This is a genomic window from Variovorax sp. OV329 (genome assembly GCF_900114785.1).
Classification (GTDB): domain Bacteria; phylum Pseudomonadota; class Gammaproteobacteria; order Burkholderiales; family Burkholderiaceae_C; genus Variovorax.
In genome coordinates this window covers 307,518-323,159 of sequence record NZ_FOUG01000001.1, presented here as the reverse complement: position 1 = coordinate 323,159, position 15,642 = coordinate 307,518, and the positions used below count along the sequence as shown (strand labels likewise).

At 71.0% G+C, this 15,642-nt stretch carries 13 protein-coding genes and 1 pseudogene; 5 read left to right on the top strand and 9 right to left on the bottom strand.

Annotation, left to right across the window (positions count from 1 at the left end; all coding sequences use genetic code 11):
- Window positions 1-22: 22 nt before the first annotated feature.
- Genes BM345_RS01455 through BM345_RS01445 form a run of 3 tightly spaced genes read left to right on the top strand, consistent with a single transcriptional unit; the run spans window position 23 to window position 2,373 of the window.
- Window positions 23-916 (top strand): 2-dehydro-3-deoxygalactonokinase, encoded by an 894-nt coding sequence (locus tag BM345_RS01455; RefSeq protein WP_093374772.1) that lies wholly within the window; start codon window positions 23-25, stop codon window positions 914-916.
- 15 nt (window positions 917-931) lie between these two features.
- Window positions 932-1,573 (top strand): 2-dehydro-3-deoxy-6-phosphogalactonate aldolase, encoded by a 642-nt coding sequence (locus BM345_RS01450; protein ID WP_093374770.1) that lies wholly within the window; start codon window positions 932-934, stop codon window positions 1,571-1,573.
- Window positions 1,574-1,584: 11 nt separating this feature from the next.
- Window positions 1,585-2,373, top strand: a complete 789-nt coding sequence (locus tag BM345_RS01445; protein ID WP_302847474.1) for an aldolase — start codon at window positions 1,585-1,587, stop codon at window positions 2,371-2,373.
- Here the strand turns inward: BM345_RS01445 and BM345_RS01440 are convergent.
- Genes BM345_RS01440 through BM345_RS01425 form a run of 4 tightly spaced genes read right to left on the bottom strand, consistent with a single transcriptional unit; the run spans window position 2,355 to window position 6,266 of the window.
- Window positions 2,355-3,059, bottom strand: a complete 705-nt coding sequence (locus tag BM345_RS01440; protein ID WP_093374766.1) for an SDR family oxidoreductase — start codon at window positions 3,057-3,059, stop codon at window positions 2,355-2,357. The genes BM345_RS01445 and BM345_RS01440 overlap by 19 nt on opposite strands.
- Before the next feature lie 32 nt (window positions 3,060-3,091).
- Window positions 3,092-4,507: an MATE family efflux transporter gene (locus BM345_RS01435; RefSeq protein WP_093374764.1), complete on the bottom strand. Its 1,416-nt coding sequence runs from the start codon at window positions 4,505-4,507 to the stop codon at window positions 3,092-3,094.
- Between the two features lie 15 nt (window positions 4,508-4,522).
- Window positions 4,523-5,755, bottom strand: a complete 1,233-nt coding sequence (locus BM345_RS01430) for an MFS transporter (RefSeq protein ID WP_093374762.1) — start codon at window positions 5,753-5,755, stop codon at window positions 4,523-4,525.
- Window positions 5,756-5,786: 31 nt separating this feature from the next.
- On the bottom strand, window positions 5,787-6,266 hold the full coding sequence (locus BM345_RS01425; protein WP_093374760.1) for a MarR family winged helix-turn-helix transcriptional regulator: 480 nt from the start codon (window positions 6,264-6,266) through the stop codon (window positions 5,787-5,789).
- Window positions 6,267-6,319: 53 nt separating this feature from the next.
- On the opposite strand from BM345_RS01425, the gene BM345_RS01420 reads away from it, so the two are divergent.
- Window positions 6,320-6,865, top strand: a complete 546-nt coding sequence (locus tag BM345_RS01420) for a PaaI family thioesterase (RefSeq protein ID WP_093374758.1) — start codon at window positions 6,320-6,322, stop codon at window positions 6,863-6,865.
- 24 nt (window positions 6,866-6,889) lie between these two features.
- Here BM345_RS01420 and BM345_RS01415 read toward each other — a convergent pair whose 3' ends face one another.
- Complete coding sequence (locus tag BM345_RS01415; protein ID WP_093374756.1) at window positions 6,890-7,672, bottom strand: amidohydrolase family protein; 783 nt, start codon at window positions 7,670-7,672, stop codon at window positions 6,890-6,892.
- Between the two features lie 86 nt (window positions 7,673-7,758).
- Window positions 7,759-10,635, bottom strand: a complete 2,877-nt coding sequence (locus BM345_RS01410) for an ATP-binding protein (protein WP_093374754.1) — start codon at window positions 10,633-10,635, stop codon at window positions 7,759-7,761.
- Window positions 10,636-10,801: 166 nt separating this feature from the next.
- On the opposite strand from BM345_RS01410, the gene BM345_RS01405 reads away from it, so the two are divergent.
- Window positions 10,802-11,311 carry a hypothetical protein gene (locus BM345_RS01405; RefSeq protein WP_093374752.1) on the top strand — a complete coding sequence of 170 codons (510 nt, stop codon included), beginning with the start codon at window positions 10,802-10,804 and terminating at the stop codon, window positions 11,309-11,311.
- A gap of 74 nt (window positions 11,312-11,385) precedes the next feature.
- Here BM345_RS01405 and BM345_RS01400 read toward each other — a convergent pair.
- The 3 genes and pseudogenes from BM345_RS01400 to BM345_RS01390 all read right to left on the bottom strand — a co-directional run bounded on the left by BM345_RS01400 (window position 11,386) and on the right by BM345_RS01390 (window position 15,576).
- A pseudogene (locus tag BM345_RS01400) lies at window positions 11,386-12,913 on the bottom strand (DHA2 family efflux MFS transporter permease subunit).
- Window positions 12,914-12,931: 18 nt separating this feature from the next.
- Window positions 12,932-14,074: an HlyD/EmrA/EmrK family protein gene (locus tag BM345_RS01395; RefSeq protein WP_093375264.1), complete on the bottom strand. Its 1,143-nt coding sequence runs from the start codon at window positions 14,072-14,074 to the stop codon at window positions 12,932-12,934.
- A 41-nt stretch (window positions 14,075-14,115) separates the two neighbouring features.
- The gene (locus BM345_RS01390) at window positions 14,116-15,576 is read right to left on the bottom strand and encodes an efflux transporter outer membrane subunit (protein ID WP_093374750.1); all 1,461 of its coding nucleotides are present in this window, start codon (window positions 15,574-15,576) and stop codon (window positions 14,116-14,118) included.
- Between the last annotated feature and the right edge of the window lie 66 nt (window positions 15,577-15,642).

Here is a 15,642-nt window from a genome sequence, read left to right as displayed (position 1 = left end):
ACCTGTAGGGAGACACTAGAAGATGAATCAACGGTCCCGCCTGGTCGCCATCGACTGGGGCACCAGTTCGCTGCGCGGCGCGCTCATCGACATGGCCGACGGCCGCGTGCTCGAGGAACAGAGCCACGCCCGAGGCATCCTCACCGTACCGCCCGGCGGCTTTCGCGAGGTCTTCGACGATCTCTTCGGTGCGTGGATGCGCGAGAACGGTGCGCCCTGCCTCATCTCGGGCATGGCGGGCAGCCGCCAGGGCTGGGTCGAGGCGCCCTACTGCCCCTGCCCCGCCGGCCTGGCCGAAGTGCGCGCGAAGGTGCGCGAGATCGAGCCCGGCCCCATCGCCATCGTGCCGGGCCTGTCCGACGAGCACTCGGGCGTGCCCGACGTGATGCGCGGCGAGGAAGTGCAGATCTTCGGCGCCATGGCCCTCTCCGGCCTGCAGGACGGCCTCTTCGTTCTGCCCGGCACCCACAACAAGTGGGCCCGGGTGAAGGACGGCCGCGTGGCGGGCTTCCGCACCTACATGACGGGCGAGTTCTACGCCATCCTGAGCCAGCACTCGATCCTGGCGCGAACCATCGACACATCGGCCGCCTTCGACGAGGCCGCCTTCCTCGAAGGCGTGTCGCGCGCCGAGAACGGCGAAGGCCTGCTGCACAACGCCTTCGGCGCGCGCACGCTGTCTCTGTTCGAACGCATGGCGGCCGGCGAGCTGGCGAGCTACCTCTCGGGCCTGCTGATCGGCGAGGAACTGCGCTCGCAATCGGTCCGCGCCAATGGCGAGGTGGTGCTGATCGGCTCGCCCAACCTGACGCAGCGCTATGCCCTGGCGCTCCGGACGCTCGGCACGCCTTCGCGCACGCTGGGCTCCGAGGCCACCTGGGCGGGGCTGCACGCACTCTCTTCCTCCTCCGACTGAAGGCGCATCCATTCCATGACCACTCCCCAAGAAAAGTTCCAGGCCGCCGCGGCCACCCTGCCGCTGGTGGCGATCCTGCGCGGTCTCACCCCGGCCGAGGCGCCTGCCGTGGGCGATGCGATCGTCGAGGCGGGCTTCCGCTTGCTCGAGGTGCCGCTGAATTCGCCCGACCCGCTCAAGAGCATCGAGCTGATGCGCCAGCGCTTTCCGCAGGCGCTGGTGGGCGCGGGCACCGTGCTCAACGTGCAGCAGGTGCGCGAGGTGCATGCGGCAGGCGGCCAGCTCGTGGTGTCGCCCGACTGCAAGCCGGCCGTGATCGCCGAGAGCGTGAAGCTGGGCATGGTGAGCCTGCCCGGCGTGATGACGCCCACCGAGGCTTTCGCGGCGCTGGATGCGGGCGCCACCGGCCTGAAGATCTTCCCCGCCGAGCTGGCCTCGCCCGCGGTGGTGAAGGCGATGCTGGCCGTGCTGCCGGCCGGCACGCCGATCATGCCGGTGGGCGGCATCAGCCCCGACAACATGGACACGTGGCGCGCCGCGGGTGCTGCCGGCTTCGGCATCGGCTCCGCGCTCTACAAGCCAGGCAAGAGCGCCGCGGCCGTGGCCGAGGACGCGCGCAGCTTCGTCGACGCCTGGCAGCGCCTGCTGCGCGCCTGAGTTCCTTCGCAATCCAACAAAGAAAGGCCAGCCACATGTCGAGCCACGCCGTCTACGCCAGCCCCGCCATCCGCCGCCTGCGCGAAGACCTCGCGCTGGCGCTGCGGGCGGCCGCGCACCACGGTCTCTCGGAAGGCGTCTGCAACCACTTCAGCGTGGCGCTGCCGGGCGAGCAGGAGCAGTTCCTGATCAACCCGCGCGGCCTGCACTGGAGCGAGGTGGGCCCGGACGACATCGTGCTGATCGATGGGGAAGGCAATGTTTTGGCAGGCCGGCACCGCGTGGAGCCCACCGCGCTGTTCATTCATGGCGCGGTGCACCGCATCGCGAAGCATGCGGTGGTGCTGCATTGCCACATGCCCTACGCCACTGCGCTCACGCTGACGAAGGACCGCGCGCTGGACCCGACGCTGAGCCAGAACGCGATGCGCTACATCGACCGCATCGCCATCGACGCCGACTACAACGGCCTGGCGCTGGACCACACCGAGGGCGAGCGCATCGCACGTGCCATGGCGGGCAAGGACGTGGCCTTCCTGGGCAACCACGGCGTGGTGGTGGCGGGCGCCACCATTGCCCACGCCTACGACGACCTCTACTACCTGGAGCGCGCCTGCCTGCACCAGGTGATCGCGCAGTCCACCGGCCGTCCGCTCGCGCCGGTGAACGCGAAGCTGGCGGCGCAGGTCGCCGCGCAGATCCAGGGCGAGCGCGAGCAGTCCGACCTGTTCTTCGAGGCGCTGGGCCGGCTGCTGCCGGCGCCTGCCTCGTCGAAGTCCTTTCAGCGCGCCGCGGCGTAGACCGGCGGCTGTGCCACCAGGCCCTGCTTCACGCCGCGGGTGGTGGCATCGGCCAGCACTTCGGGCTCGCCGGCTTCCACCGCGGCAAAGGTCTGGCTCGCCACCTCTTCGGGCGCGATCTTGTCGCCCGGGATCTTGCGCGCCATGTCGGTGTCCATGAAGGCCACGTGCACGCTGGTCACCTGCGTGCCCTGTTCCCGCAACTCGTTGCGCAGGCCGTTGCTCAGCGACCAGGCCGCCGCCTTGGACGCGCTGTAGCTCGCTGCGCCCGGCAGGCTGAGCCAGCTCAGCACCGACAGCACGTTCACCACCCCGCCGCCGCCGTTGGCCTTGAGCACGGGCGCAAATGCGCGCGCCATGGCCCAGGGGCCGAAGAAGTTGGTCTCGAACTCGGCGCGTGCCTCGTCGAAATCAGCCGAGGCACCCAGCAGGCCGGCGCCGCGCGAGATGCCGGCGTTGTTGACGAGCAGCGTGACATCGCCGCATTCGCGTGCGACGGCAGCCACCTGCTGCGCATTCGTCACGTCCAGCGCGATCGGCACCACGCCTTCGAGCGTGATGGAGGCCGGGTCGCGCGCAGCCGCATAGACCTTGCGTGCGCCTGCAGCCAGCGCCGCGCGGGCATACGCGAGGCCAAGGCCGCGATTGGCGCCGGTGACGAAAACGACGGAACCTTCGATCTTCATGATGAGCTTTCCAAAGTGGGAGTGAGACAGCTTCAGGCGGCTTCGATGCGCCGCATCAGCGAGGAAGTGGAACGCGGCCAGCCGACACGGCCGAACCATGCGCCGCCGGCAATGGCGGCGGAGATGACGACGCCATAGACCACCAGCGCGGCGCCCTGCGCCAGGAACACGTGGACCAGCGATCCGCCCCAGCGCAGCGCCAGCCAGCCGCCGACGGCCGCCACCGCCAGCCGCGCCAGGTTGCCCAGCACCGGCCACAGCAGGCGGCCCGCGCCCTGCGACGCGAAATACAGCACCAGCCCCACGCCAAAGAAGCCGTAGAGCGGCCCCACCGCGCGCAGGTACTGCGTGCCCGCTTCCAGCATGGCCGGGTCGTTGCCGAAGAGCAGCAGCCATTGCCGCGGGAAGATCGCCGCGGCAACGCCGATGGTTTCGGCCACGGCAAAGGCCAGCAGCGCGCCCACCCAGGCCGCATGCATGGCGCGCTGCCGCTTGCCCGCGCCCATGCAGGTGCCCACCATGGCCAGCAGCGGCGCGCCGAAGCCGAACACCAGCGGCACCAGCAGATACTCCAGCCGCGCAGCCGTGCCGTAGCCCGCGATGGCGCCAGGCCCGAAGTGGCCCGCCAGCGCGGTGGCGATGCCGATCGACAGGTTCGTCGCAAAGGTGGACACCGCGCCGAACAACCCGATGCGCAGGATGTCGCGGAACAGCGGCCAGCGCAGCCGCACGCCCGCCATCCGCGGCGTGAGCAGGCTGCGCGAGGAGCGCAGGTACAGCCACAGCGCGATGCTGCCGCCCAGGTAGTACAGCAGCAGCGCCGCGGCGCCGCCGGCGATGCCCATGGCCGGCACCGGTCCCCAGCCGAAGATCAGCAAGGGCGACAGCGGGATCAGCACCACCACGCCGGCCACCGTCACGTTGGCCGGCACCGCCATGTTGCCGGTGCCGCGGATCACCGCCGCCAGCGAGTTGAAGAGCCACACCAGCACCGCGCCGGCGAACACCCAGTTCGAATACACCAGCGCGCCCTTGAGCGATTCGCCGGTGCCGCCCATGAGCGCATAGAGCGCCGGGCCGCCCAGCAGCAGCGCCGCGCTGAAAACCGCGCCGAAGCCCAGCGCGATCACCAGCGCATGCAGGACCAGGGCATTGGCGTCGTCACGCCGGCGCGCCCCCAGCGCGCGGGCGATCGAGGATGCGATGCCTCCGCCCATGGCGCCGGCCGAGGTCATCTGCATCAGCATCACGACCGGGAACACCAGTGCCATGGCCGCCAGCGCGTCGCCGCCCAGCTTGCCGACGAAGTAGGTCTCGATGAGGCCCACCGCCGCTTGCGCCACCATCACCAGCACATTGGGCACGGCCAGGCGCAGCAGCGTGGGCGCGATGGGCCCTTCCAGCAGCATGCGGGTGCGCGGATCCATCGCAGAAGATGCGTTGCTCATTGGCGTGGCTCCGGATCAGGCGGTTGCGGCACGCGCGCGCGGCGCCTGCTCGCGGATCGGCAGGTTGACCAGCGCGGCGCCTGCGGCAAGCACGATGTCGATGTACCAGACCCAGTCGTAGCTGCCGGTGGCCTGGAACACGCGGCCCCCCAGCCAGGCGCCGAGGAAGCCGCCCATCTGGTGCGCCAGCATCACGATGCCGAAGAGCATGGCCATGTTGGCCGGGCCGAAGAACTTGGCCACCAGGCCCGCCGTGGGCGGCACGGTGGACAGGAAGGTGATCCCCATCACCGCGGCGAACACCAGCATCACGGCCGGCGTCTTGGGCGCCAGCAGGAAGACCAGCACCGCGACGGCGCGCGTGGCATACACCAGCGCCAGCAGCGACTTCATGCGCCAGCGGCTCACCGCCCAGCCCATGGCGAGGCTGCCGACGATGTTGAACAGGCCGATCATCGACAGCGACCAGGCGCCGATCTCGGGGCTGAGGCCGCAGGCCGCCACCACGCCGGGCAGGTGCGTGGCGAGGAAGGCGACGTGGAAGCCGCAGACGAAGAAGCCCAGCGACAGCAGGCGGAAGCTGGGGTTGGCCAGCGCCTGCGCCACCGCCTCCTTGGCCGTGAGCCGCGCTGCGCCGGGCACCGAGGCCAGGTGCACCGAATTGCCCCTGAGCGCGAAGGCCGCGGGCAGCGCCAGCAGCACCAGCAGGCCCAGCCACTGCATGGCATTGGCCCAGCCCGTGGCCGCGATGAGCGTGACCGCGATGGGCGCCATGGCGAACTGCCCGAAGGAGCCGCCCGCGTTCACCACGCCCACGGCCAGGCCGCGCCGCTCGGGCGGCACCAGGCGCGTGGTCGCGGCCATCAGCACCGAGGGCCCGGCCATGCCGGCGCCACCGGCGGCCAGCACGCCGATGGCGAAGATCAGGCCCGCCGTCGTGCTCATCAGCGGCGTGATGATGGTGCCCAGCGCCACCAGCAGCGCGCCGATGAAGATCACGCGGCCCGTGCCGATGCGGTCGGCCACCGCGCCGGCGAAGGGCTGCGTGAGGCCCCACCACAGCTGGCCGAAGGCGAAGGCCAGGCTGATGCTGCCGATGCCCAGGCCGGTGGAGGTGTTGACCGAGGACAGGAACAGCCCCATGGTCTGCCGCACGCCCATGGTCAGGGCGAAGGCGCCGGCCGCCGCCAGCAGCACCAGCCACAAGGCCCGGTAGGCGGGCGGCGCGGCCGAGTTCGCGGTGGGCATCGCTGCGCTTGAGGCAGCGGCTGCGCTGGATTCAGGAGGCATGGCCTTCTCCCTCGGTGATGTCGTCTTGTTCATCGGTGCCTTGCAGGATCGAAAGGCTGTCGTCGATCAGGGCATGCAGCGCGGCGACCCGCGCGATGCCCAGTTGTGCGTTGAGCGTCTGCTGCGCGACCTTCCAGTGGCGCTGCGCCTCGCGGCGCTTGTCCTGGCCGGCTTCGGTGGCCTGCACCAGGCGGCTTCGGGCGTCGGTGCCGGCACCCACCACGGCCCAGCCCGCCGTCACCAGGGGCTGCAGGTTGCGGCTGAGGGTGGAAGGCGTCATCTGCATGGCCTGGGCCAGCTCGGACGGGCGCACCGGGCCCAGCTTGACGATGTGCGCGAGCAGCGAGTACTGCGTGGTCTTGAGGCCGCAGCTCGCCATTTCGGCGTCGTAGTGCTGGCTCACACGGCGCATCAGCTGGCGCACCTTGAGGCTGGTGCAGCCCTGGGGTTGAAGGACGGTGGTAGTCATGTGCTACGATTGTAGCTGCAACAATTGCATATGCAATAGTAAGGACAAGGACCGTGAGCGAAATCAACCAACTCGAATCCTGGCTGGCCTTGGAGCGCGAGGTGGCGGCGCGGCTGGACGCCGGCCCGGGCCCCGGCGTGGCCCGCCCCGAGCAGATCGCCGGCAAGACCGGCCTGGAGATGATGGAAGCGATGCTGCGCGGCGAGATTCCCTATGCCGCCATCGCGAAGACGCTGAACTTCCAGATCATCGAAGTGAGCCATGGCCGCGCGGTGTTCCAGGGCACGCCCCTGCCGGAGCATCTGAACCCCATGGGCGGCATCCATGGCGGCTGGTACGCCACCCTGCTCGACTCGGCCCTGGGCTGCGCGGTGCACACCACCATGCCGCCCGGCCGGGCCTACACCACGGCCGAGCTGGGCGTGAACCTGGTCAAGGCCATCGGCCCGAAGGCGCCGCGCGTGCGTGCAGAGGGCAAGGTGATCCACGTCGGCCGCCAACTCGCCACCGCCGAGGCACGCCTGTACGGCCCCGACGGCACGCTGTACGCGCATGCCACGACCACCTGCCTGGTGTTCGAGATGAGGCAGCCGGGCTGAGCCGGGGCGAGCTCGTGCTTCGCTTCATGAGCGCCGCTCCCGCCGGCGCGGCCGGTACCAGTCGACCGAGTTGGTGCACAGCACCTTCAACGCCTGGCGCTCGCCCAGGCTCTCGGCCACCAGCAGGAGGTCGTCGTCCGAATAGGGCCGTGGCGCACGGGTGCTCGGCAGGTCGGTGCCGAACATGACGCCATCCGGATTGGCACTGCACAGGTCGCGCAGCGCGGCCCGCACATCGAAGTCGACCCGGCCGAAGCCGGTGGCCTTCACACGCACGCCGCGCTCGACCAGGCGCAGCAGCGTGGGCAGACCCTCGGCGGAAAGGCCCAAGTGGTCCACGCTGACGGCTGGCAGCGAACACAGGCGGTCTTCCATGTCCGCGAGGCTGGCCGCGTCGGCATAGAGCTCGACATGCCAGCCCGCCAGCGCGTGCACGCGGTGCGCAAGGCGCTCCAGCTGCGCCAGGGATTCCGAACCGCCCCGTTGCACGTTGAAGCGGACGGCGCGCACGCCGATGCGGTCCAGCTCCAGCACCTGGTCATCGTCCACGTCGGCCGGCAGCTGCGTCACCGCGACGAAGCCGGGCCCCAGCCGGCGCAGCGCGTCGTAGAGGTAGCCCTGGTCGAAGGCCTGGAAGGAGCCCGACACCACCACCCCGCCGACCAGTCGCCAGTCCTTCAGGCGGTTCAGGTAGTCCGCCACGGTGAACGGCGGCGGCAGGTAGCCGTGGTTGGGCACCAGCGGATACCAGGGGTCGATGATGTGCAGGTGCGCGTCGAAAAGCGCGATGGGGCTTGTCTGGCTCATGGTCTACCTCGTCGTCGTTTGCATTCGGACAAGATAGGCGGCCGGCCCGCACAAGTCGTCTGCGCGAGGTCCGGCTTCGGTCGGCTTCAGGTCGCGTCGTGCAGGAGCGCCTGGACGCGGGCGAGCAGCGGCGATTCCACAGCCTGGTCGACGCGCCCGAGGATGTCGCGCAGGGCGGTGAGCGCAGCGTCGTCGGTGCCCTCGTTCTCGCACCAGTCCGCCTGGGCGGCCAGTTCGAGCCAATGTGCCTGCTGGGTGCGCGCTTCCTCGAGGCCCGCGCGCGCCGCACTGGCGGCGGCGATGCGATCGCCAAGCGCACGGGCCAGCCGGGCGCGGGTCAGCCAGAGGTCCGGCTGGGAAAGCCGCTCGCCCATCTGCTCAGCCAGGGCAAAGGCCTCGTCGAGCTCGCGCTGCGCATCGTCGAATCGACCGGCGAGCAACGATGCCTGCGCGGCATAGCCGAGCACGCCGGAGCGGCCGCGCCGCATCTCGATCTGAGAATCCAGCGCGTAGCCCTCGAGGATCAGCGCATGCCCGGACAGCGGGTCGCCCAGCTGCGTCAGCGCCCAGCCGCGCAGCCAGCGCGCCGGCCCTTCGGCCTGGCGGATGCCATGCTCGGTGGCCAGCTGCTGCAGGGTCTCGGCCAGCGTCTGCACAGCACGCGGCCGCTCCAGCCGAAGCTCGATGAAGCTCGCGAACACCAGCACCAGCCGCCGCGCGTAGGGTTGCCCGTTGGCCGCCGCGCGGGCCTCGGCGAGCGCAATCTGCTCGCGTGCCCGCCCGGCCAGGCCGAGGTGGGCATATACATGGGCAAGGCGCGCATGCATCGAGGTGCCCAAGTCGACCACCGACTTCGCCAGCTCCAGCCGGTCCGACAGCGTGCAGCCGATCTCGACGCCCTCCTCCAGCGCCTGCCGCGCTTCCTGCAGCCGGCCCTGGAAGGTGCGCACCGCGCCGCTCAGGTGGGAGGCCGTCACCAGCAACAGCGGGTCGTCGCGCTCCACGCCCCATTCGTGCGCCTGCTGCGCGCGCGCCACCGCGCTCTCGTAGTCGCCGCGCACGAACTCCACCCAGCCCAGGCCAAGCTCCAGCCCGCGCGAAGGCCGCACCGGCAGGCGCGGGCCCAGCGCGTCGATGCGCTGGTAGGCCGCATGCGTGGCCGGTGCCGTCACGCCCTGGACCTGCGACGCGGCCACTGTCCAGGCCGCCAGCAGTGCCATCTCCCGTTCGTCCCGCTCGACGCCGGCTGCATCGCGCGAAAGCAGGTCCAGCCCCTGCCTGGCCAGGCGCATCGCCTCGACGTGCGCATAGCGGGCGAGCGCCGCTTCCGCGGCCTCGACGTAGTGGCGCATGGCGGCGGCGACATCGTGGCCACGCTCGAAATGCAGCGCCAGTTCAGCTGCAGTGACCGAGCCGCCTTCGCGTCGCTGCGCCAGCGCGCGGGCGACCGCCAGGTGCCATTGCGCCCTGCGCAGCACGCCGACGCGCTGATAGAGCACCTGCCGCACCAGCGCATGCCTGAAGTGGCAGCGCCCTTCCAGTGCGCCGTCCGGCGCGCGAGCGACCTCCACGTTCGCGATCCACTGCTGCCTGCGCGCGAGAAGCTCCAGGCGGGCAAGTACGTCTTCGGCCGGCAGGCCCAGCAACTGCGCCACGACGCCGGAGGGAAACTCCACGCCGACCACGCTGGCCGCCTCCAGCAGCATCACGTCCTGCTCGGGCAGGCCCTCGATACGGCGCTCGATGACCGCTGCCAGGCTTTCCGGCACTGCCTCGGGCGCATCGGTGCCCTGCGCGGCGAAATCGTCCAGCACGCTGGCCACGAACAGCGGCAGGCCATCGGTGCGCCGATGCAGTTCGTCTGCGAGCGGCTGCGGCAGCGCCGACCCGTGGCGGGCCGCGAAGTCGGCCACCTGGGCGGCGGTGAAGGGCGCCAGCACCATCTCCGTCGCCAGGCGATGCAGGCGCAGCTCGTGCCTTGCCGACCGCATGGGATGCTCGCCCTCGGCCAGCTCGGCGCTCCTGAAGGTCGCAATCCACATCAGGCGCGCCGGACTGCGCCGGCGGGCCACGTGGTCGATCAGGCGCACGGTGGCATCGTCGCTCCAGTGCAGGTCCTCGGTCACCAGGAGCAGCGCGCGCTCCGCGCTCACGCGGTCGAGCCACTCGCCCATCTCGCGAAGCATTCGGTCCTGGCCCGCGCCGGCCAGTTCCCGGCGCAGCGCCTCGCGCTCGTCTTCGCCGACCAGCCAGGGAAGTTGCGTGTACCAGGTGGGCGCGACCTCGCGCAGCACGGCCGCCAGTGAGGGATCGGCCCGGCAAAGTCCCGCCAGCGCCTCGAGCACCGGTAGATAGGGCTCGCCGGCACCGCGCTGCTCCACGCACTGGCCGTGCGCCTTCATCGGCGGCCGGGCCTCGCCGGCGAACTGCTCGAGCAGCGTGCTCTTGCCGATGCCGGCCTCGCCGCTGAGCCACAGCAGTTGCCGCTGGCCGGACTGGGCGCGCAACCACGCCGCATGCAGCTCGCGCAGTTCCTGCTCTCGCCCCACGAAGCCGGAGCCAGCGTCGCACGCGGGCACGACGGGCGTGCCCGCGGATGGCGGCATCGCGTCCGCCGGCGCCGAGGCAGACTGCGCACCGATGAAGCGGTAGCCCCGCCGCGCCGCGGTCTCGATGAAGCGCGGCTGGCGGGCGTCGTCCCCCAGGATCGTGCGCAGGTCGCTGATGGTGGTCTTCAGCACCGACTCGCTGACCCAGTGGTGGCCCCAGACCGCATCGAGAAGCGCGTCCTTGGTCACCAGCTGGCCCGGGCGGCGGGCCAGGCAGCACAGCACCGCGAAGGGACGCGGAGCGACCGCGAGCGCCCGGCCCTCGCGGCTGAGCCGCGCGTTGGCCTCGTCGAGTTCGAAGGGGCCGAAGCTCAGCAGCAGCGGATCGGCAGCAGGACTGGCCGGGCTAGACATGGGCAGCGATGGTGCGCGGTTGCGCGGGGCGGCGCAAGCGTGCCGGGCTCAGGGCGGCGACCGAATGCCGACCGAAGGCACACCGCAGCGGCACGACTTCCTGCGGGCCGGCTTCTAGCATCTTCCCTACGGTCGGCAGGCGTTGTCCGGCCACGGGGGAAAGACGATGAACACGCATCAAGCCAGGCCCATTCAGCAACTCGATCCGGCACGCCGCCCGCAGGCCGCGGCAAGGCCCGCCACGCGCAACGACGGCGCGTCGATCACGCCGCTGCGCCCGGCTCCACCGCCGCAGCCCACGCCGGCTTCGATGCTGCAACGCTGGCGCCGTCATTCGACGACGGTGGCCGCCGAACTCTTCGACGAAGAGGGACTGAACACCGTGTTCCAGCATGCCCGCAACATCTTCACCAGCACGGTGCTGATTTCCGCGGGCATGTATGCCAGCCACCACCCGAAGGCGGCATCCCTGGCCGCGCTGTGGAACATGCACTACGCCGGCTACATCGTGGCCGTCATCGGCGTGCTGCTCCTGCTGCTGAACCTGTGGGACGGGCTGAGGCGTCTGTCGAGCCGCCGCCATGCGCTGGTGCTGCGCGTGCTGGCGATCACGGCCTACGTCCTGCTCTCGCTGGGCCTGACCCAGGTCATCCTTCACTTCAGGTCCGCGATGTGAGCAGAACGCGGCAGGCGCCCCGTGGGCGCCTGCCGCTGCTTCCGATGCCCCATAGCTGACGCGCGGCGAAGCGCTCAATGCCCTGCCTGCGACACGTCGATGGTGCGCGTGGGCCGCGGCGCCAGCCAGATGACCATGGCGGCCACGGCGAAGGCCACCACCACGCACAGCATGATCTCGTTGGTCGCCAGCATCACGCCCTGGCCCTGCACCATCTGGTCCAGCAGCGTGCGGGCGGCTGCGTCGCCGACCTGGGCCTGCATCAGTGCGCTCCACATCTCGCCACTGCGGTCCAGCAGGCCCACGAGGTCGGCATGCCTGGCATTGGCGCCGTTCTCCCATGAAGTGGTGACGATGGAGGTCGCGAAGGCGCCCGACAGGGTGCGCAGGAAGTTCATCAGGCCGGCCGCCGACGCGGTCTCGGCTTCCTCGACGCTGCCCAGCGCGATCGCCGTGAGCGGCACGAAGAAGAAGGGCAGCCCCAGGCCGGTCAGCAGCAGCGGATGCGCGATCTGCCAGTAGCCCATGTCGGTGGTGGCCCCCACGCGCATGAAGGTGATCAGGGCCAGCCACATCAGGCCGCCGAAGATGAGCCTGCGCGGATCGACCCGCGCGATCAGCGTGCCGGCCACGGGCGCCGCTACCACCGCCAGCACGCCGCTCCAGGCGGTGGTCAGCCCGGCCCAGGTGGCCGTGTAGCCCAGGTAGCCCTGCAGCCACAGCGGCGTCAGCACGTTGGCCGCGAAGTAGGCCCCGAAGCCCAGGGCGATGGTGACCACCGCCGCCGTGAAGCCGCGATGGCGGAACACGCGCAGGTCGACGATCGGATGGCGCTCGGTCAGCTCCCAGATCAGGAAGGCGGCGAAACCCACGGCCGCGACCACGGCCAGCATGCGGATCAGCGGGGACTCGAACCACTCGTGCTCCTTGCCCAGGTCGAGCATCAGCTGCAGCGCGGCCACGAACACCACCAGCAGGGCCAGGCCGACCTTGTCGATGGGCGCCTGGACGGCGGCCATCTCGTAGCGCCGCAGCATGCGCCAGGCGATGGGCGCGAAGACCAGGGCCAGCGGCACGTTGATGAAGAAGATCAGCGGCCAGTCGAAGGTGTCGCACAGCCACCCGCCGAGGATCGGCCCGAGCACGGGCGCGGTCAGGGTGGTCATGGCCCACAACGCTGTGGCGGCCGCGGCCTTCTCCTTCGGGAAGATGCGAAGCAGCAGGGTCTGCGACAGCGGCATCAGCGGGCCGCCGCACAGGCCCTGCATCACCCGGCCGAACACCAGCATGCCCAGCGTGCCGGAAAGCCCGCACAGTGCCGAGAAGGCGCCGAACAGCACCATGGCGCAGCAGAACACGCGCACCGGCCCGAAGCGCCCGGCCAGCCAGCCGGTGAGCGGCACCACGATGGCCTCGGCCACCGAGTAGGAGGTGATCACCCAGGTGCCCTGTGCCGAGCTGATGCCCAGGCTGCCGGCGATGCTGGCCACCGACACGTTGGCGATCGTCATGTCCAGCACCCGTTGCCAGCACGACGGCGGCCAGCCACAGCATGGCGCCGGACAGCGGCGCGCCGGCGCTTGCGCAGGTGTGCGAGGACATGGCGTTCTTCCTCGCGCCTCAGAGCGCGCCGCGCGTGTCGACGACGGCCTTCATCGACAGGCCCACCTGCAACGGGTGCGCAGAGAGTTCGGCCGGATCGAGCTGGATGCGCACCGGCACGCGCTGCACCACCTTGATCCAGTTTCCGGTGGCGTTCTGCGCCGGGATCACGGCAAAGGCCGAGCCGGTGCCGCCGGCCATGCCGACCACGATGCCGCGGTAGCTGACGTGGCTGCCATGGAGATCGGACTCCAGCGCCACGGGCTGCCCCACGCGCACCTTCGCCAGCTGGCCTTCCTTGAAGTTCGCATCGACATGCACCTCGGCCACGGGCACGACCGACAGCAGCGGCGCGCCCGCCTGCACCTGCTGGCCCACCTGCACGGCGCGCCGCGCGACCACGCCGTCCACCGGCGCACGCACCACGGTGCGGTCCAGGTTCACCTGCGCCTGGTCGCGCCGGGCACGTGCCAGGGCCACCTCGGGATTGCCTTCCTCGGTGGTGTCGGCGATCAGCACCGCGTTGGCGGCGCGCGATCCGGCGGCCGCATGCGAGTTGGCCTGCGCCTGGGCTGCTGCGGCCCGGGCCACGGCCGCGCTCGCCCTGGCGGTCTCGAAGGCATTGCGTGCCTTCGTCAGCTCCTCGCCGGAGATCGAGCCCGAGTCGGCGAGCGCCTCGCGGCGACGCAGGTCGATCAGCGCGCGATCGAGGTCCGCCCGCGCGGCGGCCAGCTGGGCGGCGGCGCGCTGCTCGTCGGAGCTGCGTGCGGCCATGGCGGCGGCCAGGCTGTCGTCGTTGGCCACGTAGCCGCGCACGCGGCGCACGGCGCGGCCCAGCTCCGCCTCGGCCTGCGCGAGCGCGAGCCGCGCGTCCGTGTCGTCCAGCGTGAGAAGCACCTCGCCGCGCCGCACGTGCCCGGTGTCGGTCACGCGCACGCCTTGGACGATGCCGCCGATGGCGGCGGTGACCTGCGCCGTCTCCGCGCCGACGTAGGCGTTGTCGGTGCTGACGAAGCGCGACGCATAGATCGCGGCATAGGCGCCATAGCCCACGGCGCCGGCGGCCACCGCGACGCCCATGGCGATGAACAGGCGCTTGCGCAAAGGCCCGTTGCGCGGGCCGGCCTCGCGGGCTGCCGCATCCAGGAGGGTGGGATCCATCTTCGACATGAGTCGCTCCTTGCTTGTGTGTTTGTCCGGAATCAGTGGGGGCTTGCGGCAGCGGCGTCGTAGCCTCCGCCGAGCGCGCGCACCAGCGCGACGTCCAGCGAGAACGAACGCGACCGGAGGTCGCTCTGCGTGCGCAGGTTGGCCAGCAGGCCGTCCTCGGCGCTGAGCACGTCGAGGTAGTCCGAGAGGCCGCCTTCGTAGCGCCTGTTCTGGATGCGCCAGGCCTCGCGCGCCGCGTCCACCGCGTCGTCGATGCGCCGGATCTGCCCGCCCAGCGCGCGCTGGCTGGTCACCGCGTCGGCGACCTCCTGCAGGGCCTGCACGACTGCGCCGTCGTATTGGGCCGCGGCCTGGGCGTACTCGGCGTCGGCGCCGCGCAACTGCGCGCGCAGGCGTCCGCCATCGAAGATCGGCAGCGTCACCGCGGGCCCGATGCCAGCGATGCCGGAGCCACCCTTGGTCAACTGGCCCAGGCCGAGCGACTGCACGCCGACGAAGGCGAGCAGGTTGACGTTCGGATAGAAGGCCGCTTCCGATTCCTTGATCCGGCTGGCCGAGGCCTGCGCACGCAGCCGCGCGGCCTGCACGTCGGGGCGGCGCCCCAGGAGGTCGGCCGCGAGGTGCGCCGGCAAGGCGAAGGGCCGGAGGATGTCGCTCGCAGGCCGCCCCATCGACAGGCCGCGGTCGGGGCCGGCGCCGAGCAGCGCGGCAATGCGGTTGCGCTGCAAGGCCACCTGCTCCTTGAGCAGCAGCAGGTCCGCTTCGCTGGCCGCATGGCGGGCCTCGACCTGGCGCACGCTGCCCAGGGTTTCCAGGCCGTTGTCATGCCTGCGCCTGAACAGCTCGGCCGTCTTGCCTCGCACCACGAAGGCGGACTCGGCCGCGTCCTGCGCGGCGAAGAGGCGCGCCAGCTCGGCATAGGCGGCGGCAACCGATGCGGCAAGCACCAGCCGCGCCTGCGCGAGGTCAGCCTGCGCCGCCCGCGCATCCGAGGTGGCAGCCGCCAGCGCGGCCTGGTTGCGGCCGAAAAAGTCGATCTCCCACGAAAAGTCCAGCGATGCATGACCGTAGCTGTTGAAGCCCTTGGGCACTGCCGCGCGTGGGATCAGGTCGTTGTAGCTCTGCTTCTTCTCACTGGCCGAGACGTTCGCCGTCACCTGGGGCAGGAGGGCGGCGTCCGCAAGCTGCGTGGCCGCGTCGGCTCGCCGAAGGCGGGCCTGCGCCACAGCGAGGGTGGGCGCCTGTGCCAGCGCCTCGTCCACCAGCTCGTCGAGTTGTGGATCGCCGTAGGCCTTCCACCAGCCGTCGCCAGGCCAGGCGGCGGATTCAGGTGCAGCGAAGGATTGCGCGCTTGCGTAGTGCTCGGCGGGCTGCATTCGGGGCGTCGCCGTTCGGTCGGGCAGCTGGGCGCAGGCGGCCAAGGCCAGAAGAACTGCCACGGCCAGTGCGCTGCGCGGATTCGACCGGTCCGGGTGCCTCTTGATGTAGTTCATTGCCCACCTCGCTTTCGTTGCTTGCCCGCCATTCACGGCGTGGGGAAAGCTTAGAAAGGGGTGGCA

Excerpts from the sequence above, each read along its gene's own strand:
- BM345_RS01455 (WP_093374772.1), top strand. The coding sequence starts at position 23 with ATGAATCAACGGTCCCGCCTGGTCGCCATCGACTGGGGCACCAGTTCG.
- BM345_RS01450 (WP_093374770.1), top strand. The coding sequence starts at position 932 with ATGACCACTCCCCAAGAAAAGTTCCAGGCCGCCGCGGCCACCCTGCCG.
- BM345_RS01440 (WP_093374766.1), bottom strand. The coding sequence starts at position 3,059 with ATGAAGATCGAAGGTTCCGTCGTTTTCGTCACCGGCGCCAATCGCGGC.
- BM345_RS01435 (WP_093374764.1), bottom strand. The coding sequence starts at position 4,507 with ATGAGCAACGCATCTTCTGCGATGGATCCGCGCACCCGCATGCTGCTG.
- BM345_RS01430 (WP_093374762.1), bottom strand. The coding sequence starts at position 5,755 with ATGCCCACCGCGAACTCGGCCGCGCCGCCCGCCTACCGGGCCTTGTGG.
- BM345_RS01425 (WP_093374760.1), bottom strand. The coding sequence starts at position 6,266 with ATGACTACCACCGTCCTTCAACCCCAGGGCTGCACCAGCCTCAAGGTG.
- BM345_RS01415 (WP_093374756.1), bottom strand. The coding sequence starts at position 7,672 with ATGAGCCAGACAAGCCCCATCGCGCTTTTCGACGCGCACCTGCACATC.
- BM345_RS01410 (WP_093374754.1), bottom strand. The coding sequence starts at position 10,635 with ATGTCTAGCCCGGCCAGTCCTGCTGCCGATCCGCTGCTGCTGAGCTTC.
- BM345_RS01405 (WP_093374752.1), top strand. The coding sequence starts at position 10,802 with ATGAACACGCATCAAGCCAGGCCCATTCAGCAACTCGATCCGGCACGC.
- BM345_RS01395 (WP_093375264.1), bottom strand. The coding sequence starts at position 14,074 with ATGGATCCCACCCTCCTGGATGCGGCAGCCCGCGAGGCCGGCCCGCGC.
- BM345_RS01390 (WP_093374750.1), bottom strand. The coding sequence starts at position 15,576 with ATGAACTACATCAAGAGGCACCCGGACCGGTCGAATCCGCGCAGCGCA.